This is a genomic window from Flavobacterium stagni (assembly GCF_004122105.1).
Classification (GTDB): Bacteria; Bacteroidota; Bacteroidia; order Flavobacteriales; family Flavobacteriaceae; genus Flavobacterium; species Flavobacterium stagni.
The window spans coordinates 306,378-332,035 of sequence record NZ_SBKN01000002.1; the positions used below are offsets into that span (position 1 = coordinate 306,378).

The 25,658-nt window shown below is 40.4% G+C and carries 28 protein-coding genes; 24 read left to right on the forward strand and 4 right to left on the reverse strand.

Going from position 1 to position 25,658, the window contains the following annotated elements; genetic code table 11:
* The first annotated feature begins 33 nt into the window (after positions 1-33).
* From EQG61_RS05760 to EQG61_RS05770, 3 genes are all read left to right on the forward strand, one after another.
* Positions 34-789, forward strand: a complete 756-nt coding sequence (locus tag EQG61_RS05760; protein ID WP_129460950.1) for a lipopolysaccharide kinase — start codon at positions 34-36, stop codon at positions 787-789.
* Positions 790-1,008: 219 nt separating this feature from the next.
* Positions 1,009-1,521, forward strand: a complete 513-nt coding sequence (locus EQG61_RS05765; protein WP_129460951.1) for a hypothetical protein — start codon at positions 1,009-1,011, stop codon at positions 1,519-1,521.
* Positions 1,522-2,827: 1,306 nt separating this feature from the next.
* Positions 2,828-3,229 carry a hypothetical protein gene (locus tag EQG61_RS05770; protein ID WP_129460952.1) on the forward strand — a complete coding sequence of 134 codons (402 nt, stop codon included), beginning with the start codon at positions 2,828-2,830 and terminating at the stop codon, positions 3,227-3,229.
* Positions 3,230-3,318: 89 nt separating this feature from the next.
* Here EQG61_RS05770 and EQG61_RS05775 read toward each other — a convergent pair whose 3' ends face one another.
* The 3 genes from EQG61_RS05775 to EQG61_RS05785 form a co-directional block, all read right to left on the reverse strand.
* Positions 3,319-3,885, reverse strand: a complete 567-nt coding sequence (locus EQG61_RS05775; RefSeq protein ID WP_129460953.1) for a 5'-methylthioadenosine/S-adenosylhomocysteine nucleosidase family protein — start codon at positions 3,883-3,885, stop codon at positions 3,319-3,321.
* 241 nt (positions 3,886-4,126) lie between these two features.
* Positions 4,127-4,942, reverse strand: a complete 816-nt coding sequence (locus EQG61_RS05780) for a 2,3,4,5-tetrahydropyridine-2,6-dicarboxylate N-succinyltransferase (RefSeq protein WP_129460954.1) — start codon at positions 4,940-4,942, stop codon at positions 4,127-4,129.
* A gap of 42 nt (positions 4,943-4,984) precedes the next feature.
* Positions 4,985-5,869 (reverse strand): glycosyltransferase family protein, encoded by an 885-nt coding sequence (locus EQG61_RS05785; RefSeq protein ID WP_129460955.1) that lies wholly within the window; start codon positions 5,867-5,869, stop codon positions 4,985-4,987.
* Positions 5,870-5,976: 107 nt separating this feature from the next.
* On the opposite strand from EQG61_RS05785, the gene EQG61_RS05790 reads away from it, so the two are divergent.
* The 6 genes from EQG61_RS05790 (at position 5,977) to EQG61_RS05815 (ending at position 10,843) form a co-directional block, all read left to right on the forward strand.
* Positions 5,977-6,831 (forward strand): copper resistance protein NlpE N-terminal domain-containing protein, encoded by an 855-nt coding sequence (locus EQG61_RS05790; RefSeq protein WP_129460956.1) that lies wholly within the window; start codon positions 5,977-5,979, stop codon positions 6,829-6,831.
* Positions 6,832-6,847: 16 nt separating this feature from the next.
* On the forward strand, positions 6,848-7,264 hold the full coding sequence (gene ruvX / locus EQG61_RS05795) for a Holliday junction resolvase RuvX (protein ID WP_129460957.1): 417 nt from the start codon (positions 6,848-6,850) through the stop codon (positions 7,262-7,264).
* 58 nt (positions 7,265-7,322) lie between these two features.
* Complete coding sequence (gene def, locus EQG61_RS05800; protein WP_129460958.1) at positions 7,323-7,910, forward strand: peptide deformylase; 588 nt, start codon at positions 7,323-7,325, stop codon at positions 7,908-7,910.
* A gap of 44 nt (positions 7,911-7,954) precedes the next feature.
* Positions 7,955-8,428 (forward strand): DUF5606 family protein, encoded by a 474-nt coding sequence (locus EQG61_RS05805; RefSeq protein ID WP_129460959.1) that lies wholly within the window; start codon positions 7,955-7,957, stop codon positions 8,426-8,428.
* An 82-nt stretch (positions 8,429-8,510) separates the two neighbouring features.
* Entirely contained in the window at positions 8,511-9,284 is a 774-nt protein-coding gene (gene mazG, locus EQG61_RS05810) for a nucleoside triphosphate pyrophosphohydrolase (protein WP_129460960.1), read from the forward strand.
* 122 nt (positions 9,285-9,406) lie between these two features.
* Positions 9,407-10,843, forward strand: coding sequence for an APC family permease (locus EQG61_RS05815; protein ID WP_129460961.1), 1,437 nt, complete (start codon positions 9,407-9,409; stop codon positions 10,841-10,843).
* Positions 10,844-11,079: 236 nt separating this feature from the next.
* Here EQG61_RS05815 and EQG61_RS05820 read toward each other — a convergent pair whose 3' ends face one another.
* On the reverse strand, positions 11,080-11,760 hold the full coding sequence (locus EQG61_RS05820) for a Crp/Fnr family transcriptional regulator (protein WP_129460962.1): 681 nt from the start codon (positions 11,758-11,760) through the stop codon (positions 11,080-11,082).
* 110 nt (positions 11,761-11,870) lie between these two features.
* Here EQG61_RS05820 and EQG61_RS05825 point away from each other — a divergent pair, with 110 nt between their 5' ends.
* The 15 genes from EQG61_RS05825 to EQG61_RS05890 all read left to right on the forward strand — a co-directional run bounded on the left by EQG61_RS05825 (position 11,871) and on the right by EQG61_RS05890 (position 25,442).
* The gene (locus EQG61_RS05825) at positions 11,871-14,252 is read left to right on the forward strand and encodes a heavy metal translocating P-type ATPase (RefSeq protein WP_129460963.1); all 2,382 of its coding nucleotides are present in this window, start codon (positions 11,871-11,873) and stop codon (positions 14,250-14,252) included.
* An 89-nt stretch (positions 14,253-14,341) separates the two neighbouring features.
* Complete coding sequence (gene ccoS / locus EQG61_RS05830) at positions 14,342-14,536, forward strand: cbb3-type cytochrome oxidase assembly protein CcoS (RefSeq protein WP_129460964.1); 195 nt, start codon at positions 14,342-14,344, stop codon at positions 14,534-14,536.
* Positions 14,537-14,538: 2 nt separating this feature from the next.
* Positions 14,539-16,716: a cytochrome-c oxidase, cbb3-type subunit I gene (gene ccoN, locus EQG61_RS05835; RefSeq protein ID WP_129460965.1), complete on the forward strand. Its 2,178-nt coding sequence runs from the start codon at positions 14,539-14,541 to the stop codon at positions 16,714-16,716.
* A 5-nt stretch (positions 16,717-16,721) separates the two neighbouring features.
* Entirely contained in the window at positions 16,722-16,895 is a 174-nt protein-coding gene (locus EQG61_RS05840; protein WP_129460966.1) for a CcoQ/FixQ family Cbb3-type cytochrome c oxidase assembly chaperone, read from the forward strand.
* A 21-nt stretch (positions 16,896-16,916) separates the two neighbouring features.
* A complete protein-coding gene (locus EQG61_RS05845) occupies positions 16,917-17,852 on the forward strand; it encodes a cbb3-type cytochrome c oxidase N-terminal domain-containing protein (protein WP_129460967.1) in 936 nt (311 codons plus the stop codon).
* 61 nt (positions 17,853-17,913) lie between these two features.
* Positions 17,914-19,338: a cytochrome c oxidase accessory protein CcoG gene (ccoG, locus tag EQG61_RS05850; RefSeq protein WP_129460968.1), complete on the forward strand. Its 1,425-nt coding sequence runs from the start codon at positions 17,914-17,916 to the stop codon at positions 19,336-19,338.
* 88 nt (positions 19,339-19,426) lie between these two features.
* Positions 19,427-19,873 (forward strand): FixH family protein, encoded by a 447-nt coding sequence (locus EQG61_RS05855; RefSeq protein ID WP_129460969.1) that lies wholly within the window; start codon positions 19,427-19,429, stop codon positions 19,871-19,873.
* A 3-nt stretch (positions 19,874-19,876) separates the two neighbouring features.
* Positions 19,877-20,578: a sulfite exporter TauE/SafE family protein gene (locus EQG61_RS05860; RefSeq protein WP_129460970.1), complete on the forward strand. Its 702-nt coding sequence runs from the start codon at positions 19,877-19,879 to the stop codon at positions 20,576-20,578.
* A gap of 25 nt (positions 20,579-20,603) precedes the next feature.
* Entirely contained in the window at positions 20,604-20,834 is a 231-nt protein-coding gene (locus EQG61_RS05865) for a YdcH family protein (RefSeq protein WP_129460971.1), read from the forward strand.
* 64 nt (positions 20,835-20,898) lie between these two features.
* Complete coding sequence (locus EQG61_RS13750; RefSeq protein ID WP_164974892.1) at positions 20,899-21,060, forward strand: hypothetical protein; 162 nt, start codon at positions 20,899-20,901, stop codon at positions 21,058-21,060.
* 237 nt (positions 21,061-21,297) lie between these two features.
* Positions 21,298-22,680, forward strand: coding sequence for an ATP-binding protein (locus EQG61_RS05870; protein ID WP_129460972.1), 1,383 nt, complete (start codon positions 21,298-21,300; stop codon positions 22,678-22,680).
* Between the two features lie 176 nt (positions 22,681-22,856).
* The gene (locus EQG61_RS05875; RefSeq protein ID WP_129460973.1) at positions 22,857-23,393 is read left to right on the forward strand and encodes a hypothetical protein; all 537 of its coding nucleotides are present in this window, start codon (positions 22,857-22,859) and stop codon (positions 23,391-23,393) included.
* Positions 23,394-23,527: 134 nt separating this feature from the next.
* Positions 23,528-23,998, forward strand: a complete 471-nt coding sequence (locus EQG61_RS05880) for a hypothetical protein (RefSeq protein ID WP_129460974.1) — start codon at positions 23,528-23,530, stop codon at positions 23,996-23,998.
* A gap of 201 nt (positions 23,999-24,199) precedes the next feature.
* Positions 24,200-24,721 (forward strand): hypothetical protein, encoded by a 522-nt coding sequence (locus EQG61_RS05885; protein ID WP_129460975.1) that lies wholly within the window; start codon positions 24,200-24,202, stop codon positions 24,719-24,721.
* 133 nt (positions 24,722-24,854) lie between these two features.
* Positions 24,855-25,442, forward strand: a complete 588-nt coding sequence (locus EQG61_RS05890) for a hypothetical protein (RefSeq protein WP_129460976.1) — start codon at positions 24,855-24,857, stop codon at positions 25,440-25,442.
* Positions 25,443-25,658 lie beyond the last annotated feature (216 nt).

A 25,658-nucleotide genomic window follows, 5' to 3' on the forward strand; every position in this document is an offset into this window, starting at 1 on the left:
TTTTTATACATTTACCCAACTTAAAACTTGCCTGTGCCAACGATATTGCATCCCGATTACGCCCACCAACAAACTGCTTTGGAAGACTTGGCGGCTCACTTTGAGCAATCGGGTACGTTAATTGTAAAAGGTGCGCGCAATTCTATTAAAACCAACAGGTTAGACGACGAAACGGTGAGTATTAAATTTTTTAAAACACCTGGTTTTGTCAAATCCATCATCTATTCGTGGTTCCGTCAGAGTAAGGCAAAACGCTCCTATGATTATGCGTTGTATTTGCAACAGCACGGCATCTTAACTCCGTTTCCTATCGGCTACATCGAAGAACGAAAGGCTTTGGGGTTGTTGGGCGACAGCTATTATTTCTGCCGACATATTGACTACGACTTTACGATTCGCGAACTCATTCACGATCCCTTGTTTCCCAATCGGGTGGCGATTTTGGAGCAGTTTACGGCGTTTACTTTTGCCATGCATGAAGCGCAAGTGAACTTTCTCGATCATTCCCCAGGCAATACGTTGATTAAAGATTTGGGTAACGGGCGTTACGACTTCTACTTGATTGACTTGAATCGGATGCGGTTCGAACCCCTGAGTATGCACCAACGCATGGACAATTTCAAGAAAATGTGGTTGTCCAAATCCATGCTGAAAACGGTGGCACAAACCTATGCCCAACTCAGCGGCATTCCCGAGAGCGAACTCTGGCCGGTGTTATGGAAAACATCCCAAGATTTCAAGCGCAAGATCAATAAGAAAAAGTGGTTGAAGCGGAAGCTGAAAAAGTAGTTTTCAGTCGCAGTCGCAGTGGGCAGTACGTAGTGATCAGTGGGCACTGATCAGTTTACAGTCGCAGAGAGCAGTACGTATGAGGTGGAAAAGTGGAATAGGTGTAAAAGTGTATTGCGTGCCGTGATGGTAACCCGTATTTCTTTCTTCTTTCTTCTCAGAGTAGCTTAAAATTAAATATCTTTGATACGTTATCACATTTTAAAAGCCACAAAAATTATGAAGTTAGCTTTAGTATCACAAGAACGCCTAATTGGAATTTTTTACTTAGCATTCAGTCTATTTTTCTTAGCGATACAAGTAAATGCTACAATTCAACTATCGAATCACTATGTTTCTATGGGTTTTTATAAAGTGAATTCAGCTACTGAAGTTCGTATTTATATTCATGAATTGTTAAAATGTTTGGTTAACCTCGGAATTTGTGTGGGTAGTTTAGGTTTGCTTTTCAAAAAGCGTTGGGGGTGGCAATTACTTGTTGGGGCTGTAATTTATATGTGTTTAAAAAGTGGATTCCATTTTGTGAAAACGGTATTTTTAGGAACGAATCCCTTTCAATTCATTCAATTATTTGCGGCCATATTGTTATTCATTCATTTATTGTTGTTGTATCGACTTATGCAAACGGATTTTCAAGAGCGCTATGCATTATCAAAACAACATCAGCTTGCAACTGTAATTGTGATTGTATTCATCTATCTTTTTCCGCTTGGAATAGAATGGATGCTATAGCAGTGGGCAGAGGATAGACTTTGGTCTTTAGCCATTAGAAGGCGTTCAATCAAAACTTTCTTTTCAATCCGTCAATTTCTCAGTAGCTCAGAATCTCAGTCTCTCAGAAGCTAAAAAATATAAAAGTTGAACAATGGAAAGGTCTAAGAGTGTATTGCACACCTTGATGTTGCAGCTATTTCTTTTCTCTTGCTTCTTTCCTCTTTTTTCTTTCTTCTTTCTTCTTTCTTCTCAACAGTTTCTTTCCTCCGTAGTTCCTTCGGGGTTAACAAAAGAGACTCCCATGGCTAACGTTAGTTTCCTTTTTGTTTCGTGCGGAATGTGTTCGAAATCACTCCGAAGTGTGACCGAGAATAGGGCCTTTTTCACGGACTCACCACGGACTCACCACGGACGCACTACGGACACACCCAAAAGTAAATAGGAGGTAACTTAAAGAATGACACACTTTTCCCATGGAGTAAAGATTACCTTAGCATTATGTGTGGAAGGGGTAATGACGAAGTAAGCAACCTCTTGAATATAAGTTTGTTTTGACCCAAAAATTAGTTGTCTTTAAGTTGCAATACCCAGTTGTATATCCCGATAGCAATCGGGACCCGACTAAGAGTAAGACAAAAAATAAATATGAGGTTGGCAAATGGGTAATTACTAATTGCTGAAAGCTAACGGCTAATTCCTATCTTTACGAAACACTGGAAAAGTGGTACTAAGTTGGGCGAATTTTTGCAGCGGTGTAAAAGTGGAACGGGACTTAAAGTTAGGAGACGTTGCGCAGCAGGATACAATTTTTAATTATTAAGACATGAAAATCTATTTTAAATATTTTTTAGCTTTCATTCCGTTTATTTTATTCATTTGCTACTCAATGAATGCTGAACATGAAGGAATTAACTTAAATCGTTCATTAATTGGGGGTGTTATTTTTTTATTGTGTTCAAAGTTTGCAGTTTTTTTAAATAATACAGATTCTAAAAAAGATAAAAAATAAAATTATTTTATATGGGCTCCTCAGCTGTTCAAAGTCTCATTACTTTGAGCAATACCAAATAATATACATTAGGATTAGCTAATTGCCGAAAGCTAACGGCTAATTCCTATCTTTATGAAACACTGTAAAAGCAGCTCAAAGTTGGGCAATATATTGAAGTAAAGTAAAAGTTGATCGGGACTCAAAGTCAGGAGACTTTGCGCAGCAGGTGAAGTAATTGACCTTTTTAAAATTCGTTGCTAGAAGATTGTTTTATTGTTACGAGAATATTCAGCAGATTTTTACTTAATTTTGAGTTATTCATAAAAATGGACGATGCGGATACATGCACTACTACTACTTTTGATTATAGTAATGACTTCTATAAGAAGCTTGACTAAAACAGAATCATTGTTAGGTGCATGGCGGTTAAGTTCTATTGATAAGAAAGATAATCGATATTGTATTTATGAAAAAGTAAAACAGTTGGATGATAATAGTTTTGGACTCCAGTTTTTACCGAAAGGAAAATTAAGAGTTTGTCAAAGCAAGTCTTGGTGCCCTGTGGGTGAAACGACAATTAATTTTGAAACCGTTGAGGGTAGTTGGTCAATGTTAAATGATTCGGTGGTTCAAATGCAATATCCTCATTTTGACTCACAAGTTAAAGATTCAAGAATTGTCAAATGGGATGATTCAAATTATTTGGTACTCAAAAGACTAAGAAGGTTTCCGTGATGGTAACCCGTATTTCTTTTCTCTTGCCTCTTTCTACTTTTCTCCCGCAGCCTCTCAGTAGCTCAGGAGTTCAGCCTCTCAGCAGCTTCTTAAACCAACACCAGCCTCCCATACGCCTCAGCGGCTTTATGCACTTGTTCGGTCCAGTCGGTGGCGGCATTGTCGTCGGCGCCGTCAGAGATGTATTTGAGGCATAAAAACGGAATCTTTTCTTGTTGGGCGATGTAGGCAAGGGCATAGGCCTCCATGTCGACAACGGTATACAACGATTCGGCATGCTCCATTTCAAAACTATCTCCTGTACCACACACTGCATGCGGGAGTCCGGCAAAAGGTTCGCCATACTCCAAAACCACAGGCACCCCCGCCAACGGCGTTTCATATAAGGCAAACCCGAGTCCGCGCACATCCATGTCTCTTTGTACAAATTGGGTACAATGCACCACCGTTCCTTTTGGGAAATGGGTACTGCCCACGGTTCCCAAATTGATAATGAGCTTCGGTCGTTGGGTCGCCAAGGCTTTGGTCAGCGCATACGCCGCTTGCACCTTACCGATTCCCGTAAACAAAACGTTCTGACCCTCAAAGACATCCGCCGCTTCAGATTCTAACGCAAAACAAAAAAGGATTTCCTGGGGGGAGAGGGAGCGAATCATTGTGGTTATTGTAAATTTTGAATTTTAAATGTTAAATGGTCCCTTAAAATAGCAAATTTCCTTTTTAAACGGTATTAACCTGAAACATTAAACTTGAAACTTGAAACTTTTATATAGCTGCTGAGATTCTGAGCTGCTAAGCTTCTGAGAAATTCCTAACATGTGTTTTTAAGAATCCAACCCGATCTATAAATTTCTTTTTTAAACGGTTCTAACCTGAAACATTAAACATTAAACGTTATTACACCGCTACATCATACTCGCGCAACGCATCATTCAACGACGTTTTTAAGTCGGTTGAAGGTTTGCGCTTGCCGATGATTAAAGCACAAGGGACTTGGTAACTTCCCGCACCGAATTCTTTGGTATAGCTGCCGGGAATAACTACCGAGCGCGCTGGAACTACACCTTTGTATTCTACAGGTTCGGTTCCCGTAACGTCAATAATTTTTGTAGAAGCGGTCAAACAAACATTGGCACCCAAAACAGCTTCTTTTTCTACACGTACGCCTTCAACTACGATGCAACGCGAACCGATAAAGGCACCGTCTTCGATGATAACAGGAGCGGCTTGCAAGGGTTCTAATACACCACCGATACCCACGCCACCACTCAAGTGAACGTCTTTACCGATTTGTGCACAACTCCCTACAGTCGCCCACGTATCGACCATCGTACCTTCATCCACGTAGGCACCGATGTTGACATAACTCGGCATTAAAATCACACCTTTTGAAATATAAGCTCCGTGACGGGCTACGGCATGCGGTACCACACGAATTCCTTTTTCAGCATAACCACGTTTCAACGGCATTTTGTCGTGGTATTCAAATATACCCACTTCAAAGGTTTCCATCTTTTGAATCGGGAAGTACAACACTACGGCTTTTTTCACCCATTCGTTCACTTGCCAACCGCCATCAACGGGTTGCGCTACACGTAAGGTACCAGCATCCACTAAGTTGATTACTTCGCGAATGGCGTTTTGCGTTGCTTCTTCTTTTAATAATTCGCGGTTTTCCCACGCGTTTTCTATGGTTTGTTGTAATGCTGTCATGTCTATAAAATTGAATCGCAAAGATAACGGTTTGTTTGTTTTTTAAGGAAGGAAGACCGGATTTTTCCAACGGTATCCGTACCGAATTTTTTGGTAGGTCCGACCCCAAAACCCTTTTAGTTTGTACTGTCGTTTGCCGACCGACAATTCCCACGGATCCCAGGAATGCAGATGCTGCAAACGGGCTTCCCAAGTAGGATAATGTTTTAAAAAATCGCGAATTACCGGACGAAACTCCTTGAAGTACCAGTAATGGTGCAAATACGATTTCGTTTCATGTAGTCCGCTGGATTGCAAAGCTTCGGTTACGGCAATTTGTTCCATACTAAACAACGGATAGGCCGCATAAAGCACGTCCATCAACGCCTCAGCCTTTTGCAATTGGGGTAATTGCCGGTTGGTGAGTCCGATGCAACCCGAATTCCACACTTCAAATTGGGTATCCAAATGCACGATTTCGCCATTAGGTAATCGAAACTGCTGTTGGTTGCGCAGTAGTTTTTTCATTTTACGGGCAATGCCGCCTTTGTTGGCGTGGAGCGGCCCCTCATTGGCATCCATAAAAACGCTGCCTTGAGCAATGGAAGCAAACAAGGGGGAAAGCGATTGCCGCACAATAACATCGGTGTCGAGGTACAGAAAATTTCCTGTATGGGTTTCCAGCATTTGTTGGAGTACCTTAATCTTGACACGGTAGGGATAATTTTGCGGACCTTTCCACCAATGAATTTGGTCGGGAGTGAGTTCGTGAAACACCACCGAATGCGGCAACTGCGCTTTCATCTCCGAAACGACATCGGTAAAAATATGGATATTGAAATCGGGTTCGGGATGCTGCAGGTAAAGCGAAAGCAGCGACCACACAACTTCGTTGCGATAGTCACTACCGCCAAAAGCGACATAAATCAGGTGATTTTGGTGCGTCATGTCACAAAGATAGGATTTCGATCCCGGAAAACAATTGTTAAATTTTTAGTCTTTCGTTAAGGAATATTTTAGAGAGTTCCGTGTATTTTTGGAACAAAATCAACCGTATGAAAACCACCCTTGTTTCAATTGTCTTGTCTGGATTACTGCTTGTTTCTTGTGGTCATAAAGAAGAACATCCTGCTGCTGAAGCGGCGAAAAATACTCCAGATGTCTCCCATTCACCCAAACGAACGTTGGATTACCAAGGCTATTACAAAGGCGTTTTGCCCTGTGCCGATTGCGAAGGCATTGAAACCGAACTGGCGTTGAACGATACGGTGCACTATGTGTTGACCACCCGGTATTTAGGTAAGTCAGATGCGCCTTTTGTCACGAAAGGAACTTATGTATGGAATGCAGACGAATCGCACATTCGCCTTAACAATAATGGCGACGGACCCAATGAATATGTGGTTTCTGAAAATCAGCTGACCCAGTTGGATGTTGAGGGAAAACCCATTACGGGGCAATTGGCGACGCGTTATATTTTACAAAAAATGAAAGTCGATCAAGCCACGGGTGAAAAGTTGGTGCAATCCACTTCCCACGTGATTGCATCGGAAGCCCCCGTAAAAGCAGTTACTTATAGCTTGGCGGGTACCACTTGGGTATTGGAATCTTTACAAGGCAAAGCAATTGGGAAAACCGCCAAGCCATATACTTTACAACTCAATTCAAAAGACGGTCGTTTCAGTGCCTATGTGGGTTGCAACCGAATTGGGGGCAATTATGTTATGCCCTCAGCGACGGGATTGGCTTTTGTGAATGTAATGGCGACCAAAATGGCGTGTCCGAATAGGAATTTGGAGCAGCAATTTCTTGAACTGTTAGAAACCGTGGATGCCTATGAAATTAAGCAAAACAAGCTGTTGGTAGTCAATAAAACAAAAACTACTGTAGCGGTCTTTTACGGACAATAATTCGTACTTTTGGCCCATGCCACGACTTTTAGCTATCGATTACGGAATAAAACGCACGGGAATTGCCGTGACGGACGAACTGCAAATTATCGCTTCAGGATTAACCACAGTGGATTCGAAAGAATTGCTCGTGTTTCTCAAGAATTATTTTGCAAAAGAACAGGTAGCAAAAGTGTTGGTGGGCGAACCCAAGCAAATGAATGGGCAACCTTCAGAGAGTGCTCCTTTGGTGGATGCTTTTGTGGCCGCCTTTCAGCAGCAGTTTCCTGAAATTCCTGTTGAGCGGGTTGACGAACGCTTTACGTCCAAAATGGCCTTTCAAACCATGATTGATAGCGGATTAAAAAAGAAACAACGGCAGAACAAACGCTTGATTGACGAGATCGCCGCTACGATATTGTTGCAGGATTACCTTTCCCGCAAAATGATATAAATCCTTCCAAAAAGGAGAAAAAAGTGCTACTTTTGCCCCGTAAATAAAAAACAAACGCATGATTTTACCCATTGTAGGTTACGGCGATCCGGTATTGCGCAAAGTAGGTGAGGACATCACCCCGGAGTATCCCCAGTTAAAGGAATTGATTGACAACATGTACGATACCATGTACAATGCGTACGGAGTCGGATTGGCGGCGCCACAAATTGGCTTGGCGATTCGCTTGTTTGTGATTGATACCGAACCGTTTTCGGATGGTGATGACATCAGCGCGGAGGAAAAGGCGCAATTGAAAGTGTTCAAGAAAACCTTTATCAATGCGAAGATTTTGAAAGAAGAGGGTGAAGAATGGGGTTTTAACGAAGGCTGTTTGAGTATCCCGGATGTGCGTGAAGACGTGTACCGTAACGAACGCGTTACCATTGAATATTGCGACGAAAACTTTGTGAAGCATACGGAAGTGTACGACGGATTGATTGCCCGTGTGATTCAGCACGAGTACGATCATATCGAAGGGATTTTGTTTACAGACAAGATTTCTACCTTAAAACGTACCCTCATCAAGAAAAAGCTACAGAACATCATGGATGGCAAAGCCCGTCCGGATTATCGTATGAGATTTTATAACAAAAAAGGTCGTTAATTCGAACAAATAAATATATTTGCGACCGAAAAATACAATTCCAAATGAAAATTGACAGAATATTAGCCATTTCGGGAAAACCCGGATTGTTTGAATTGAAAATGCAAACCCGTACAGGCTTTGTAGCAGAATCCTTGTTAGATGGTAAAAAAATTACGGTAGGATTGCGCAGTAACGTAAGTTTATTGTCGGAAATCTCCATGTACACCTACACTGAGGAAAAACCGTTGGTCGAAGTAATGCGTGCTATCGCTGTAAAAGAAAACGAAGGTCCTGCATTATCCCACAAAGAAGACAATGCAAAATTGGTGGCGTATTTTGAAGAGGTTTTACCGGATTACGATCAAGACCGTGTGTATGCTTCAGACATCAAAAAAGTATTGAATTGGTACAATATTTTGCAAGCAAAAGGCATGGTTTCTAAAGAAGAGCCAACTGTTGAAAACGCAGAAGAAATCAAAGAACAAGTGGTAGAAGAGGTGAAAGCCAAAAAGAAAACCACTAAGAAAAGCGAATAAAAATTCACTAAACTAACCAAATATCTGGAGTCCCGATCGTATTTACGGTCGGGATTTCTTATTTTTACCCAAAACGATTACGATGAATACCCGCGAAGCACAACTGCAAGCCTTCAACCGATTGCTCGATATTATGGACGATTTACGGGAAAAATGCCCGTGGGATAAAAAGCAAACGCTGCAATCCCTGCGGCATTTGACTATTGAAGAGACCTACGAACTCGGTGATGCCATTTTAGATAACAACCTCGAAGAAGTAAAGAAAGAGTTGGGCGACCTACTCTTGCATATAGTTTTTTATGCGAAAATTGGCAGCGAAACCCAATCGTTTGATATAGCGGATGTGGCTAACGAAATCTGTGACAAGCTCATCCACCGTCATCCGCATATTTACGGCGATGTGGAAGTAGCCGATGAAGAGGAAGTCAAACGCAACTGGGAAAAGTTGAAGTTGAAAGAAGGCAAGAAATCCGTCTTGGAAGGTGTGCCCAAAGGATTGCCTGCGATGGTAAAAGCGAGCAGGGTACAGGACAAAGCCAAAGGTGTAGGCTTCGATTGGGAACAACCCGAACAAGTTTGGGAGAAAGTCCAAGAGGAATTGCAAGAATTGCAAGAGGAAGTCGCAACAGGCGACCAGGACCGTATCGAATCGGAGTTTGGGGACGTACTCTTCTCCATGATTAATTACGCCCGCTTTTTAAATGTAAATCCCGAAGACGCCTTGGAGCGCACGAATAAAAAATTCATTCACCGTTTTCAATACCTCGAGTCCAAAGTCAACGCCATGGGAAAATCCCTTGCCGATATGACCTTAGCGGAAATGGATGTGTATTGGAATGAGGCGAAGAAGATTTGATGATTTGATGATTTGAAAATTTGAAAATTTGAAAATTTGAAGATTTGATAATGTAGTTAAAGCTCGATTTTACTGCTAAAATCTAAAATCTAAACTCTAAATTCTAAATTCTAAACTCTATAATGGAAAAACACGAATTAAAACGTTCTCTCGGACTCATTGACGCGACCAGTTTGGTGGCGGGATCGATGATTGGTTCGGGTATCTTTTTGGTAACTTCAGCCATGGCCCGGGATGTGGGTTCGGCAGCTTGGATATTGGTGTTGTGGTTCATCACCGGACTCCTCACAATGTCGGCAGCGTTGAGTTATGGCGAGTTGGCCGGAATGATGCCGAATGCCGGTGGGCAGTTTGTGTATATCCAACGAGCGTATGGTAAATTGGTGTCGTTTCTCTACGGATGGACGGTTTTTACGGTCATTCAAACGGGCGTGATTGCGGCGGTTGCCGTGGCGTTTGCCAATTACACGGCGGTTTTCTTTCCTGTGTTGGAACAAAAGATTTTTACCTATGAAAGTTTTGTGTTTACCAATAAACAAATCTTAGCGATACTCAGTATTTTTTTACTGACCTATATCAATACCCGCGGCGTGCAAAACGGGAAAATCATTCAGTTGGTGTTTACCTCGGCCAAGTTGATTGCTTTGTTTGCGCTCATCATTTTGGGCTTGTACGTCGGATTGCAGTCGGATGTGCTGTCACAAAACTTCGCCAACCTTTGGGAAGCCAAGAAAACGGTGAATCATGAGGGGACGTTGGAAATCTCATTCCTAAGTGGCGTGGCGTTATTGGGTGTCATGGGGGCAACCATTATCAATCCATTGTTTTCGAGCGATGCATGGAATAATGTGACCTTTATTGCGGGGGAAATCAAAGACCCGAAACGCAACATTCCTCGCAGTTTGTTTTTAGGAACTTTAATCGTGACCATCATTTATTTGTTGGCGAATGTGGCGTACTTGTCACTATTACCGCTCAACGGTTCGCCCGACGGTGCAACGGTTATGGAGCGCGGTATCATGTTTGCGTCCGAAGATCGGGTAGGTGCGGCAGCAGCCAGTGTGATTATGGGAAATGTGGGGGTGTTGGTCATGGCCGGATTAATTATGGTGTCGACGTTTGGATGCAACAGCGGACTCATCTTGAGTGGCGGACGTTTATTTTATGCGATGGCTCAAGACGGTTTGTTCTTTAAAAAGGCGGGCGAACTCAACGATAAAGAAGTGCCCGCACGCGCTTTGTGGGTACAAGGCATTTGGGCGTCGTTGTTGTGTGTCACTGGGAAATACGGTGATTTATTGACCTATGCGACTTTTGCGTCGTTGTTGTTTTATATGCTCACGATTGGCGGACTCTTTATTTTACGCAAACGCGAACCCGATGCGGAACGTCCGTATAAGGCTTTGGGTTATCCTTTTATTCCGTTGTTGTATATTTTGATTACGGCTTCGATTTGTACCGCTCTATTGATCTACGACACCCGCAACACGGGATTGGGCTTGGGTATTGTGGCTTTGGGCGTTCCGGTGTATTATTTGTTTTTGAAAAAAAAGTCGTAAGTCAAAGAGTCGTAAGTCGTAAGTCGAAAAGTCGTAAGTTATAAGTCGAAAAGTCATAAGTCGTAAGTCGGCAGTTATAATTCATAACTCAAAACTTATATTCAAAAGTTGAAATTTGAACTTATGATTATTCATGAACTTCATTTAAAATTTATAATTCAAAATTATTAATAACCATAAACCCCGCATTGCTGCAGGGTTTAGGTCGTTAATTCACATTATATACGCACGCCCGATTACTCGGCCATTCGTTTTAATTTCTGCCTTTCTTTCAAGGCTATTTTCTTTCCTATCAATTCGATATATCCGCTTTTGTTGAGCTCAGAGAGCAGGCGGATGCAACTTTCGGTAGCGGTTCCAATCATACCGGCGAGTTCTTCGCGGGAGAGTTGGATGTGCAACGTGCCGTCTTCGTTTTTACCGAAATTATCTTCCAAATATAATAAAGTTTCTGCTAATCTTTCCTTTACTGTTTTTTGTGCCATGTTTACCATGTGATCGTCGGCTTCGCGAAGGTCGCCACAAATCGTGCGCATCATATTCATCGAAAAATTGTTGTTCTTGTTGAAGAAACTCATGATTTCCGACTTGGGAATGAAGCATACTTGCATGTCTTCAAGGGCCACTGCACTTAAGTTGGTCGGTTCTTCACTAATCAACGAACGCTGTCCCAATAGCTCGCCAGGCTTGACCAGCTTGACGATTTGGTCTTTGCCATTCGAACTTAATTTCGACAATTTACACACGCCGTCTTTCACACAAAAGACCCCATTAATACTTTCGCCTTCCTCAAAAATAGGTTCGCCCTTTTTGATGGTATAGGAGGTTTTGCATTCGGCCATGTGGAGCAGTTCGTCCTTAGTTAGTGCCTTCAGGGAACTAAATTCCCGTACAATACACTGTTCACATTTGCTCATGGAAGTAAGATTTTTGTTACACCAAAGTTAGGTAATTATTCGCATGACAAATATCATATTTTAAAAAAAGTAGGTGTGTGACCTTTGTTACAGGTAAAATGAGCAAAATTATGGACACATCAACATGTTTCCATTGTGGTACGGAAGTAAGTCGGCAAGACGTCATCCGCTTTGATGAAAAAGATTTTTGTTGCACGGGATGTAAAACCGTGTACGAGATTTTCAGTCAGAACGATTTGACGTGTTATTACGACTTTCAAAGTGCCCCCGGAGCAACGCCTTCGGACATCAATGGAAAATACGACTTTTTAACCGACGACAAGATCGTCACAAAATTATTGGAATTTGAAGAAGCTTCCACACATATTGTTTCACTGTACATACCGCATATTCACTGTAGCTCGTGTATTTGGATTTTGGAAAATCTACACAAGTTGCAACCGGGTATTGGCAGCTCGCAAGTAAACTTCCCCGCGAAAACCGTTCGCATCACCTTTAATCCCGATCAGATTTCCCTCAAAACCATCGTGGAATTGTTGAGTTCGATAGGGTATGAACCATACATTAGTCTAGAAAATTACGAAGGCGACAAACACAAAATCGACCGTTCGCTCATTTACAAGATTGGAGTAGCGTTCTTTTCCTTTGGGAACATCATGTTATTATCTTTTCCCGAATACTTTGAAGTCGAAGAATTTTGGATCAATCAATACCGCGGATTCTTCCGTTGGTTGATTTTCTTTTTGTCACTACCGCCCTTGGTGTATTCCGCCAGTGGGTATTATGTGTCGGCATGGAAAAGCATTCGGGCCAAAATGTTGAATATCGAAATTCCGATTGCCCTAGGTATCATCATCATGTTTGTACGTTCAACCGTCGACATTGTGATGGACTACGGACAGGGATTCTTCGACAGCATGTGCGGGTTGATATTCTTTATGTTGTTGGGGAAATTATTCCAGCAAAAAACCTACAACTTCCTATCGTTTGAGCGGGATTATAAATCCTATTTCCCGATTGCGATTACCAAAATCTTACCGAATGGGGAAGAAGAACCGGTGCAAGTATACGACATTGTAAAAGGCGATCGCTTATTGATTCGCAACCAAGAACTCATTCCTGTTGACGGCATATTAATTTCGGAAAAAGCTTCGATCGACTACAGTTTTGTGACCGGAGAAGCCGTAGCCATTGAGAAAAAGTCGGGCGACAAAATCTACGCTGGTGGAAAACAAATCGGGAAAGTAATCGAAATGGAAGTCTTGTTTTCAGTTTCCCAAAGTTATTTGACGCAACTGTGGAGCAATGATGTGTTCCAAAAGAAACTGGAGTCCCAACACAAAAACATCACCGACCGCATTAGCCATTATTTTACACCGGCATTGCTGCTGTTGGCATTTGTCTCTTTTGCCTTTTGGATTTTCATCAATGTCGATACCGCCTTTAATGTCTTTACAGCGATTCTAATTGTGGCCTGTCCATGTGCGTTGGCGTTAACCGCTCCTTTTACGTTAGGAAATGTGTTGCGCATTATGGGGAATCGCAAATTGTATTTGAAAAATGCTTTGGTGATCGAACAAATGGCCAAAGTAGATACGATTGTTTTTGATAAAACGGGTACGATTACCACCAATAAAAAAACGGCCATTACGTATGAAGGCAACGAACTCAATAGCGAGGAATTGTATTTGTTGAAAAATACACTTCGGGGTTCGAACCACCCTTTAAGTCGCCGCTTGTACGATTATTTGCCACCCCAAAAAAAAGCGACCGTCACTCATTTTGAGGAAATCACGGGGAAAGGTGTTTTTGCCACGGTGGAAGGTCATGACATAAAATTAGGTTCGTCCCAATTTTTAAAACACCTCAGTGAAAACACGCACAAGAAAACCAAAGTTCACGTAGAGATTGACGGCGTGTACAAGGGCAGTTATGTGTTCAATAATCAGTACCGCGAAGGCTTGGAGCAGTTGTTTGACCAACTCAGCACACAGTACCAATTGGTTGTTTTGTCGGGGGATAATGATGGGGAGCGCAAGATATTAGAAAAAATGTTGCCCACAGGAACCACATTGGTCTTCAATCAAAAACCAGAGGAGAAATTGGCCTACATCGAGACACTCCAAAACCAAGGTAAAAATGTGATGATGGTAGGCGATGGTTTGAACGATGCAGGAGCCTTGGCGCAGAGTAATATTGGGATTTCGATTTCAGAGAATGTGAATGTGTTTTCGCCCGCCTGTGATGGGATATTGGATGCGACCCAGTTTTCAAAAATTGCCTTTTTCATGCAGTATTCCCGCAACGCGATGAAAACGATCTACATGAGTTTTGGCGTGTCGTTGTTGTACAATGTGGTCGGACTCAGTTTTGCCGTTACGGGTAATCTTTTACCAATTGTTGCGGCGATTATTATGCCGTTGAGTACGATTACCATTGTGAGTTTCGTGACGCTCATGAGCAATTGGTATGCACGTCGGAACTACCGTTAGTACACGGATTTTAAGATTTTTTTAGGGAATGATAAATGTCATGTTTTATCCCGTAGTGTGGGGGTAACTTTGTTTCAAATTAATAGGGTATGAGCGTAATCTATTTTTTAATCAGCATCAGTATCGTTGTGGCTGTTTTCTTCCTGGTAGCCTTTATCAAGGCCGTAAAATCAGGTCAGTATGACGATGACTATACTCCGTCAGTACGCATGTTATTTGACGATGAGTTAATCAAAAAAACAAAAAACAACAATCAAATTAGTATAACCGAAGAAAAACAATAATTATGGAAATGCAACAATTTCATTACGACAACAAAGTTGTTCGAAATTTCATCTACGCCAGTATCGTTTTCGGGGTTGTAGGGATGTTAGTCGGCTTGCTTCTGGCTTTCATGTTCTTGTTCCCCAACGTGACGAGTGGAATTTCGTTCTTAAGTTTTGGTAGACTTCGCCCTTTGCATACCAATGCGGTGATTTTTGCCTTCGTGGGTAACGCCATGTTTGCCGGAGTATATTACTCCATGCAACGTTTGCTAAAAGCCCGCATGTTCAGTGATTTATTGAGTAAAATCCACTTTTGGGGATGGCAATTAATCATCGTAGCAGCGGCAATTACGTTACCTTTAGGATACACCACATCAAAAGAATATGCCGAATTAGAATGGCCTATTGATATTGCGATTGCTTTGATTTGGGTGGTATTTGGGATCAACATGATTGGTACCATTATCAAACGTAGAGAGCGTCACATTTATGTAGCCATTTGGTTTTACATTGCGACCTTCGTTACGGTTGCGGTATTGCATATTTTCAACAGTTTAGAATTACCTGTAGCAGGATTAAAATCCTATTCTGTATATGCTGGGGTTCAAGATGCCTTGGTACAATGGTGGTACGGACACAATGCAGTAGCCTTCTTCTTAACGACTCCGTTCTTGGGGATGATGTACTACTTCGTACCGAAAGCTGCCAATCGTCCAGTGTATTCCTACCGTTTATCTATCATCCACTTCTGGTCATTGATTTTCATCTATATCTGGGCTGGACCTCACCACTTGTTGTACTCTGCCTTACCGGACTGGGCACAAAATCTTGGTGTAGTATTCTCAGTGATGTTAATTGCACCATCTTGGGGAGGTATGATCAACGGTTTATTAACGCTTCGTGGCGTTTGGGATAAAGTACGTACGGATTCTGTATTGAAATTCTTCGTTGTAGCGATTACCGGTTATGGTATGGCCACCTTCGAAGGTCCGATGCTTTCCTTGAAAAACGTAAATGCCATTGCCCACTTTACCGATTGGATTATTGCCCACGTACACGTTGGAGCTTTAGCATGGAACGGTTTCTTATCGTTTGGTATGTTCTATTGGTTGGTTCCTCGTTTGACCAAAACCAAATTATACTCTGAAAAATTAGCCAACTTCCACTTTTGGATTGGTACCTTAGGGATTGTGTTCTACGCCTTACCGATGTACGTTTCTGGATTTACCCAAGCGTCATTATGGAAACAATTCAAACCCGATGGAAGTGCGTTACAATACGGTAACTTCTTAGAAACCGTTACCCAAATTATTCCGATGTACTGGATTCGTGCCATCGGTGGTACCTTATACTTAGTTGGGGTATTGGTATTGGTTTACAACATCATCATGACCGTACGTCAAGGTGCGGCTGTAGAAGATGATTTCGCGGAAGCACCTGCTTTAGCCCCAATCAGTGAAAACCGTTTGAAAGGTGAAACATGGCATGCTTGGTTAGAGCGTAAACCGGTGAAATTTGCTTTGTACACTACATTGGCTATTCTAGTAGGTGGTGTGGTACAAATCTTACCGACGATTTTTGTGAAATCGAATATTCCTACAATCGCCGCTGTGAAACCGTATACACCACTTGAATTACAAGGTCGTGATATTTACATCCGCGAAGGTTGTGTGAGCTGTCACTCGCAATTAATTCGTCCGTTCCGTTCAGAAGTAGAACGTTATGGAGATTACTCCAAATCTGGGGAATATGTATACGATCACCCATTCTTATGGGGTTCTAAACGTACAGGTCCCGACTTACACCGTGAAGGGGTAACCGGAAAACCATTTAACGGTGGACGTCCTGATGTATGGCATTTCAACCACATGTATGACCCACAAAGTATTTCTGCAGGTTCGTTGATGCCACGTTACCAATGGTTAATCCACGACAAATTGGATAACTCGTTGTTACAGAAAAAAATGCAAGCGATGGTGACCTTGGGTGTACCCTATACTCCTGAAGAAATTGCAAATGCACCACAAACCTTGGAGGCACAAGCGAAAAAGATTGAAGCGAGTTTGATGAAAGACAGCGACATTCAAAAATCGTTTGGTACTGAAACGGCCAATCCGTTGAAAGACCGTGAGATCATCGCGTTGATCGCTTACTTACAACGTCTAGGAACCGATACTGCTGCAAAACCTAAACAATAAGTATCATGTTGAAGTTTGTAAAACATAATTTGGAAACCATTGCTGGGGTTGAAATATACCCCATCATTTCCTTGACCATCTTCTTTGCCGCCTTTGTGTTGTTTACCGTTTGGGCAATGACCTACAGCAAAGAGACCTTGAAGGAAATCAGTGATCTCCCTTTAAACGACGAAGAATAATTAACCGTAAAACAAGTAACAATGAAAAAATTATTTCCATCATATGTTCGTGTCCCTGTAATCTTCGCCTTTGTGTTGGTTGCATTAGAATACTTTATCGATTCTGGGGATAAACCGGCATTCGTGAAATACCCAATGGTAGCGTTGTTTTTAGGAGTGTTTCTGTTCCTATTGGTCGCTATCGAAATTGTGGTAAGCGCTGTGGATAAAGTGACCTATCACTTATTAACAGACGAACAAAAACAAAAATTAGAAGAAGCCCAATCGGTTTCATTCACAGAAAGTAAGTTCTACCAAACCTGGATGAGCAAATTGACCCGCTCTAAAGCCATCGAGCAAGAAGCCGATGTAATGCTTGACCATGATTATGACGGCATCCGTGAGTTGGATAACGTATTGCCACCATGGTGGGTGAACTTGTTCTATTTGACCATCATCTTTGGGGTGATTTACTTGGTACGCTTCCACATGTTTGGCGGCGACAACCAAGAACAAGAGTTCAAACATGAGGTTGAATTGGCAGAAGCTGAATTATTAAACAGCAAATCCGCTTCACCAAAAGAAGTGATTACGGCTGATCAAGTGACTTTACTTACCGATAAAGAAAGTTTGGCCAAAGGACAAGAAATCTTCAAAAACGTTTGTGTGGCCTGTCACGGTCCACAAGGAGGTGGAGTTGTAGGTCCGAATCTTACCGACGAGTTCTGGTTGAACGGTGGCGGTATTAAAAATGTATTTAAAGTCATCCACGACGGTAGTCCACGTAACCCAACGATGGCCGCATGGGGTAAAACCTTAGATTCTAAAGATGTTCAAAAAGTAGCCAGTTATGTACTTAGTTTACAAGGTACCAAACCTGCCGGTGGTAAACCTGCCGAAGGAGATAAATGGACAGAAGAAGCTGCTCCCACAGCCGATGCTGCAAAACCTGCCGACTCTACAGCAACTGCAAAATAACAGTTAACGGGTCCCGATACCCTCGGGACCCTATTACTAAACCCAAAAAAATAAAAAAACCATGGCCAGTCAGTTACATGACGACAGTTTCCGCGATACGATAGCCACTATCGATCAAAAAGGAAAACGTGCCTTCATTTTCCCCAAAAAACCTTCGGGACCGATGTACGACCGAAGAAAAATTGTTAGTTATTTCTTGTTGGTGTTTCTCTTCGGAGCGCCGTTTGTGAAAATCAACGGCCACCAATTTTTGCTCTTTAACGTTCTTGAACGTCGCTTTAATATCTTCGGATTTCCATTTTGGCCCCAAGATTTCCACCTCTTTGTAATCTCCATGATTATTGGAGTCGTAGGGTTGGCACTCTTTACCGTAGCCTTCGGACGTATTTTCTGCGGGTGGTTTTGTCCGCAAACCATTTTTATGGAAATGGTGTTTCGCCGCATCGAATACTGGATTGAAGGCGACCGCAACCAACAAATTCGTCTCGAAAAACAAGAATGGGACGCCGAGAAAATTCGCAAACGCGTCACCAAATGGATTGTATTTTATGTGATTTCTTTTGTAATTGCCAACGTATTCTTAGCCTATTTAAAAGGCAGTGATACAGTGATCGAATTTGTAAAAGAAGGACCAACGCACAATACCTCTACGCTCATTGCCGTATTGATTTTTTCTGCAGTATTCTACTTTATCTATGCCTGGTTCCGCGAGCAAGTGTGTATCATCGCTTGTCCTTACGGTCGTTTACAAGGCGTGTTGTTGGACAACAAAACCATCAACGTTTCTTATGACCATGTGCGCGGCGAAGGCGAAAACGGTCGTGCCAAAATTACCAAAGGCGAAGACCGCGTTGCCGCTGGAAAAGGCGATTGTATCGATTGCAAAGCCTGTATTCATGTGTGCCCAACCGGAATTGATATCCGTAACGGGGTGCAATTGGAATGTGTGAACTGTACGGCATGTATCGACGAGTGCGATACCATCATGGACAAAGTGGGATTCCCCAAAGGCTTGATTCGCTATGCGAGTGAAGACGAAATTGTCAAAAAAGAAAAGTTCAAATTCACCAACCGCATGAAAGGCTATTCGGCCGTGTTGTTGATTTTGACCGGCATCTTTGTAGGCATGTTGTTCTTACGCAGTCAGGTGGAAGCCACGATATTAAAAGTCCCTGGACAAATGTTCTTGAAAGAAGGCAACCGCATTGTGAATGTGTACAATTTCAAAGTCGTTAACAAAACCAACGAAGCGTTTCAACACGTGACATTTAAATTGGTCGATGCCGAAGGCGGTGAAATTAAATTAGTAGGCGCCAATGCCATTACGGTCCCCGGCGATAGTCTAGGCGAAGGAACGCTTTTCATCAAATTGCCCGAATCCTTACTCAACGATGAGAAAAAGGTCTTGCATATTGAAGTGTACGACGGTAACCGTAGAATTGAATCGACCACGACGAATTTCAACGGACCGAGGAGGTTTAATTAGTAGGCAGTCGCAGTTGCAGTAAACAGTGTTCAGTATACAGTCACTAGTCACTAATCACTAGTCACTAATCACTAAAAAAAAAAACACCATGAAAATAAATTGGGGAACAGGGATTGTAATCGCATTTGCACTGTTCATGAGCTTTATACTCTTCTTTGTGTTTCGGGTACAATCCAACTCGAAATACGACAACGAATTGGTCGTTGAAAAATATTATTTAAAAGAACAAACCTTTGAACGGGATTTGGAACAACAAAACAATGCCTTGAATCTGAAAGAGAAAGTGCAGTTTACCCAAACCCGTGAAGGCGTAACGATAACTTTTCCGAAGTCGTTTGACTTTGCGAAAATAAACGGTAAAGTGTCCCTTTACAGACCGTCTAGTCAGCAGCTTGATTTCGAAATTCCGATTTCGTTATCCAGTCCACATTTGCTCATACCTAAAAGCTCTCTGGCAGACGGTCGCTGGGACATTATCATCAACTGGAATTGCGACGGCGTAGGCTATATTTCAAAAGAAACCATCATCTATTAAACCATGTTGTACACGGCATTACTTCTCGGAATCATCAGCAGTCTGCATTGCGTAGGCATGTGCGGTCCGATTGCGATGATGCTCCCTGTAGACCGAACCAATCCAAGTCGTAAAGCGTTGCAAATCCTGGTCTATCACTTGGGTCGGTTAACGGCCTACGGATTGCTAGGTTTGGTGTTCGGACTCCTAGGTCGGGGATTTTACCTTGCCGGAATGCAGCAACACTTGTCCATTACGGTGGGCGTGTTGATGATTGTGGTGGCGGTAGTTCCCGAAAAAGTCTTGGCCCGGTACAACTTTTCCAAACCCGTGTATAAAGTCATTGCCGCGATCAAAAGTCACTTGGGACAGCAGTTCAAAAGAAAGTCGGTCGATGCCTTGTTCACAATCGGACTCCTCAACGGGTTCTTACCCTGTGGAATGGTGTATGCCGCCTTGTTTGGCGCGCTGGCCATGCCCAATTTGATGAGCAGTATGAGCTATATGTTCTTGTACGGTTTAGGAACCGTGCCGTTGCTAAGTGCGGTGGTCTATGCGAGTCAGTGGATCAGTATGCCGGTGCGACAACGCATTCAAAAATTAATTCCCGTGGTGGCCGTGTGTATCGGACTCCTCTTTATCGTTCGGGGGTTGGGATTGGGAATCCCGTATGTATCACCTTCGACCATGAATCTGTATGTACAGGCGCAAGCCAATTGTCATTAATTAAGTAACCAAAAAACAAACGAATATGGAACGTCACGATTTATTACACGAGTTTCCTGAATTGACTGATAAAATTCACGAATTAAAAACACAAGATGCGCATTTCAAAAAACTCTTTGACAGCTACCACGAGTTGGAGCACCAAATCCACCGCATCAATACCGAAGAAGAAGTGGTTATTGATGAGTATGCGCATGAGTTGAAAGCAAAATTACTGCACTTGAAAGACGAGATTTATACCCGTCTCCAAGAGTAATTTTTTTGGGTTTAGAAGAAAAGCACGCTGGGAGGCGTGCTTTTTTAATTATGAATTATTGGTTATGAATTATGAGTTGGAAGTCGTAAGTCAGAAAGTCGTAAGTCGTAAGTCGGGAAGTCGTAAGTCGGGAAGTCGTAAGTCGGGAAGTCGTAAGTTGGGAAGTCGTAAGTCGAAGAGTCATCAGTCATCAGACGTGAGCTGTAAACCAATTTATAATTTATAATTTACTATTTAAAATTTCATATCAAGTTACTATACGTAAAATACCTTCCCAAAATAGGAAAAACCCTAGTGGGAATTGTAGAATAATTTTTATTTTGCGGGGGATTTGTGAGGAGGATGATTCTTAGGGGAACTAATATAGAAATAAAAAAGAACCTATATTACATCTACAACTTTTACAGTAAGCAGAGTAGAATGTTAAAAAATGATTTAATATATTTATGAAAATTATTACAATATGAAATTACCGTCAAGATACGAAGATTTAGATGAAGCATACAAAGGAAGACTTATTCCTAACAAGGATTTAATAAGATCAATAAAAAGTGCATATAGTTCAATTTTAATTTCTGGTGGAATTAAATTTTTACCTATCTTCGGTCAAAGTGGTTCAGGGAAAAGTAGTGGTACAATTGAGTTAAGTACTCACCTTCCTAACACTCATACTTTTTTGTTAACTCCATTAGAAATTGAGTCTAAGGATGATTTACTTAGCAGAATAAAGAATGAACATAAAAATCGACCTGAAAAAATTTTAGTTCCTATTGTTGATCAATTTGAAGAAAACGTTTCAGGAAAAGAGAGTATTCCTAGTCAGTTTATTGAATTTATAAGTCTATTTGATAGAAACGAATTAAAATCTATTCCAACAATTTTTATTTGGCTTACAACAAGTATTGAATTTCAAAAAGCTTTAGCTGATGCCACTTCTAGAAATTCAAGAATTTTGATTTCAAAAAATTTTGAAATTACAGGACCAGAAAAATCTCAGTGGACGGAAATTATCAAAGATACTTTTACTATACACAATAGTGGAAAATCTCTAGCAGATTTCGGTATTATTGATAGTGATATTGAAACTGTTGTCTTTAATTCAGACACTATTGGAGAATCTATACAAAATGTAGGAAATAAATTAGCAGAACATTTAGTTGACTTACAAGACTTTTCAGAATATCAAATAATATTATTGTGGCCAGTTGCAGACTCAATAAGGAATCAAAGAGTAATGCAATTCACACTTCCAAGAGATGGATATAAGCTTAATTGGGATGCGTTTTATAGAGAACTTACGACAGATGAGAAAAAACAGTTACCATTAGCAGTCTATAATAGAACTAGATTGTACTTTGATTTCAGAATTGTTCCTGTAAGAGTTGCAGATTTACATCGGTTGTGTGTAAACTTGAATGATGACCAAATAAAATTGGGGAGAACATATTTAAAACGATTTGAACAAACTCATCTTTTTCATATTATTAATAACACTTGGAATGAATACGATTATGCACCTGTAAGAGAAAGAGAATCTAAGAGAGGTGATGAAGGAAAGGAATGGTACAAAACGGTAACTACTTCTCCTGTTTTATTAGGAAAACGTATTGCAAGAATTTTAACTGAATTAGGTTTAAAAGCTAGCTTTGAAAAAGAGCAAAAATCTGAATTTAGTACTGTTAAGGCAGATGTTTTTGTAGAACGTACTAATTCTGAAAAGAAAAAAGTTATAATTGAAATGAAAGTTTATTCGTCAGAAAATACTTTCCCATCATCAATAAAAGATCAAATAAAAGTTACTTTGAAACGTCATGCAATATTTGCGGGATTTATGCCAAAAAATTAGCTCCTACCAATAGCTGTATCCACTATCACTTGTATGGACTAAGTTGTCGATTTGTTTACACAAAATACTTTTTATTTTGACAAAATAGAGTATGTAATGTTGAATCAGATGGCTAATTAAACTCTTCTAGATCGATGTAATAGCCAAAAGAACATATTAATATTAATTATAAATTTATGAAGTTAAGAGTTTTATTTACAGGATTATTTTTGACAATACTTATTGCAGGATGTAATCAAAAAGAAAAGTCAGTTGATAATATCAATAATTATTCGGATAGCTTGGAAAGACAGATAAAAGCAGAAAAAATGACTGATAGTTTGATTAAGTCAAATGTGAAATCAAAATATACAAAAACAGATTCGACGATAAAATTTCCAGTAATAATTGTATCCTCCAAACTTGTTAAAAAAGAATATTCAAATAGACGTGATATAAAATTAGTTTATAAAAATGTATCTGGAAAAAGAGTAGAAGCTATCAGGTTTGAATGGTATGGTGAAAATGCTTTCGGAGAACCTGCTGAAATGGGTGATAGTTTTTTAGTTGGTTCAGGAAGAGGTGAAACAGATGAAGCTCTTAATCCCGGAAAGATAGGTTCTGGAACTTGGGAAATAAACTCATCTAATGCCAAAAAAATAATCAACGCTAGAGCAAGAGAAGTGGTTTTTTCAGATGGATCCAAATGGTTATTAGATGAACATACAAAATAATACAATCGCTTTGATTTTAAATTGCAAAAAAGCAGTTTTTGATGCTGGAAAATAGTTTTTTATAATTTATTCTAATTTTCAATGTTTGACTAATTTTATTTGGAATAGAATTTCACTTGAAATAAAATACTTGAATGACTATATTTTTATATCAAATAGGAATTTTCATATTGATATTATTTGCCTCATTTTTTGGTAAAAATGTTAGAAATACTTATGTGGTATTGGCCTCAATATTTACATTCTTACTAGTTTTTACGTCTTGGCTTTTAATATTACAATTCATTACAATTTTTATCTCTTATTTTATTTCAAATGAAATATTTTTTGTTACTGATAAGGTAATAGAAACAAAAACAGATAATATAAATGAAAATGGTGTTCATAAAATTATAAATAGTACAATAAGAGCTACAAAAAAAACTAAAAGAGGTTTTGAAATTGGTTGCGGATTTATACTTATGATTTTTTCTTTATTTTTTTGTATTTCTGCAATTATAAAATTGATTTTTTGGAAAAGTGAATTGGGAAATACTGTAACTATAATTTTAATTTTAATTTTTCTTTTGTCTGGCTTTGTTGGTTGGGGGTTGACTAGAAAATAAACTTGCAATACTTCGCAACCCAGCTCCGCAACAGTCTCCCGACTTTGCGGTTTAAGCTTCCACTTGGCTGACAAGTGCAAAGTTGGCATTTTGTTTTCACGACACGCGCAAAGCGAATGGTGCGTAGCAAAAAAGGTTTATTTTTGTTGGATACTAATCGTTTCGTTTCGTTCTTCATAGTCGGCTATTGACAAATCGTTAATGGCAATTTTTTCAATACACATGGTTTCAAAATTTAAATTTAAGGGAATTTTTATAACATTATATATCAATGCATCAATTGGATTTTTAATTTGGATGGTATTTAAAAAATCAAAAATTAGTCCTTTGGATCATGAATTTTGGGTTGATAAAAGTCGAATGTTAATTGGAATTTTATTCCTTTTCTTGGAATTCATAACCTTGTATTTTTTAGTAAAAGTTAAACGAATTGTAATTGAAAAGGATAAAATAATTTTTACGTCAGTATTCTTTCCATTTTTAAAAAAAGAAAGGCTTTTTTCATATTATGATTATTCCAAATTTGTTGAAGAATATACTAAACAGGGAAGTTATGAAGCTTTATGGCTTATTAAAAATGGAAAACTAGCAGACGATATTTCTAGCTTTTATTACTCAAATTATACAAAACTAAAATTTGAAATTAAGATAAAGAATAAAGGAAAATTAAACATTGGTAGTTTTGCACAATTATTTTGTCGACTGGGATTGAGAAGAATATAACCCAGTTCCGCAAAGTGTTTTTAGTAGCACACGGCTCCGCAACAATCTCCGGACTTTGCTGCCCGAACGAATGGATTTTCATTTCGAATAACTTGAAACCTGAAACTTGAAACCTGAAACCCTCATTCTTCCCATGAAACCCGTATTCTCCCTCTGTTGTTTGATTCTTCTTTTCGCCTGTTCCCAAAAAGAAGCCCAACCCAAACCAATTGCGACACCTACCACCACGGAAACCGATATTTATTTCGCGATAAATTTGGTGTTTGAAACCTTACAAGAAGCCGAAGCCTTAGAAGGCAATCAAACACCGTATCTTGCTGACCGATTGGTTTTGCCTTCCTATTGTGAGGAAAATTCACATTTGAAGAAAAAGATAGACGCTTATTTCCCTGGCGATTCGGTCTTCCTTACTGCCCAATGTAAGCAGTGGCGTAATTTGAAATTGGACCCCCAACAAATTCAATACAAAAAGTTACTTTCAGCCGATGAATTAGCCAAAATGAGGGATGCCAAAGCCACTGACCGACAAGCCCACTTTTTGGACAACTACCAAAAGAAATACGGTAAGCTGCTTTTCTATCAGGTGAGTATTCCGGTTTTCGCCCACGACAAGAAAACATTTTACATTGATGTGAATACAATTGGGAGTGGCCAATCGTTCTTGTTTACCCAAAAAAAGGGAAAATGGTCGGGTAGGGTGGTTTCCAACTGGATTTCGTAGTCCCAGAAATAGGTATTTTGTTTTTTTTTTCCAGAAAACCCAGTATCATGCTGGGTGTTACTAAGCCGCTAAGCTCCTGAGCAAACGTTGCGTGAAGAATGGGATGGGATTTCTCCTTGCGTCGAAATGACAAGATCGTGTTTAAAGCTACTGAGATTCTGAGACGCTAAGCCCCTGAGCAAACGTAAACTTCAATTTTCCCCGAATAACCTGAAA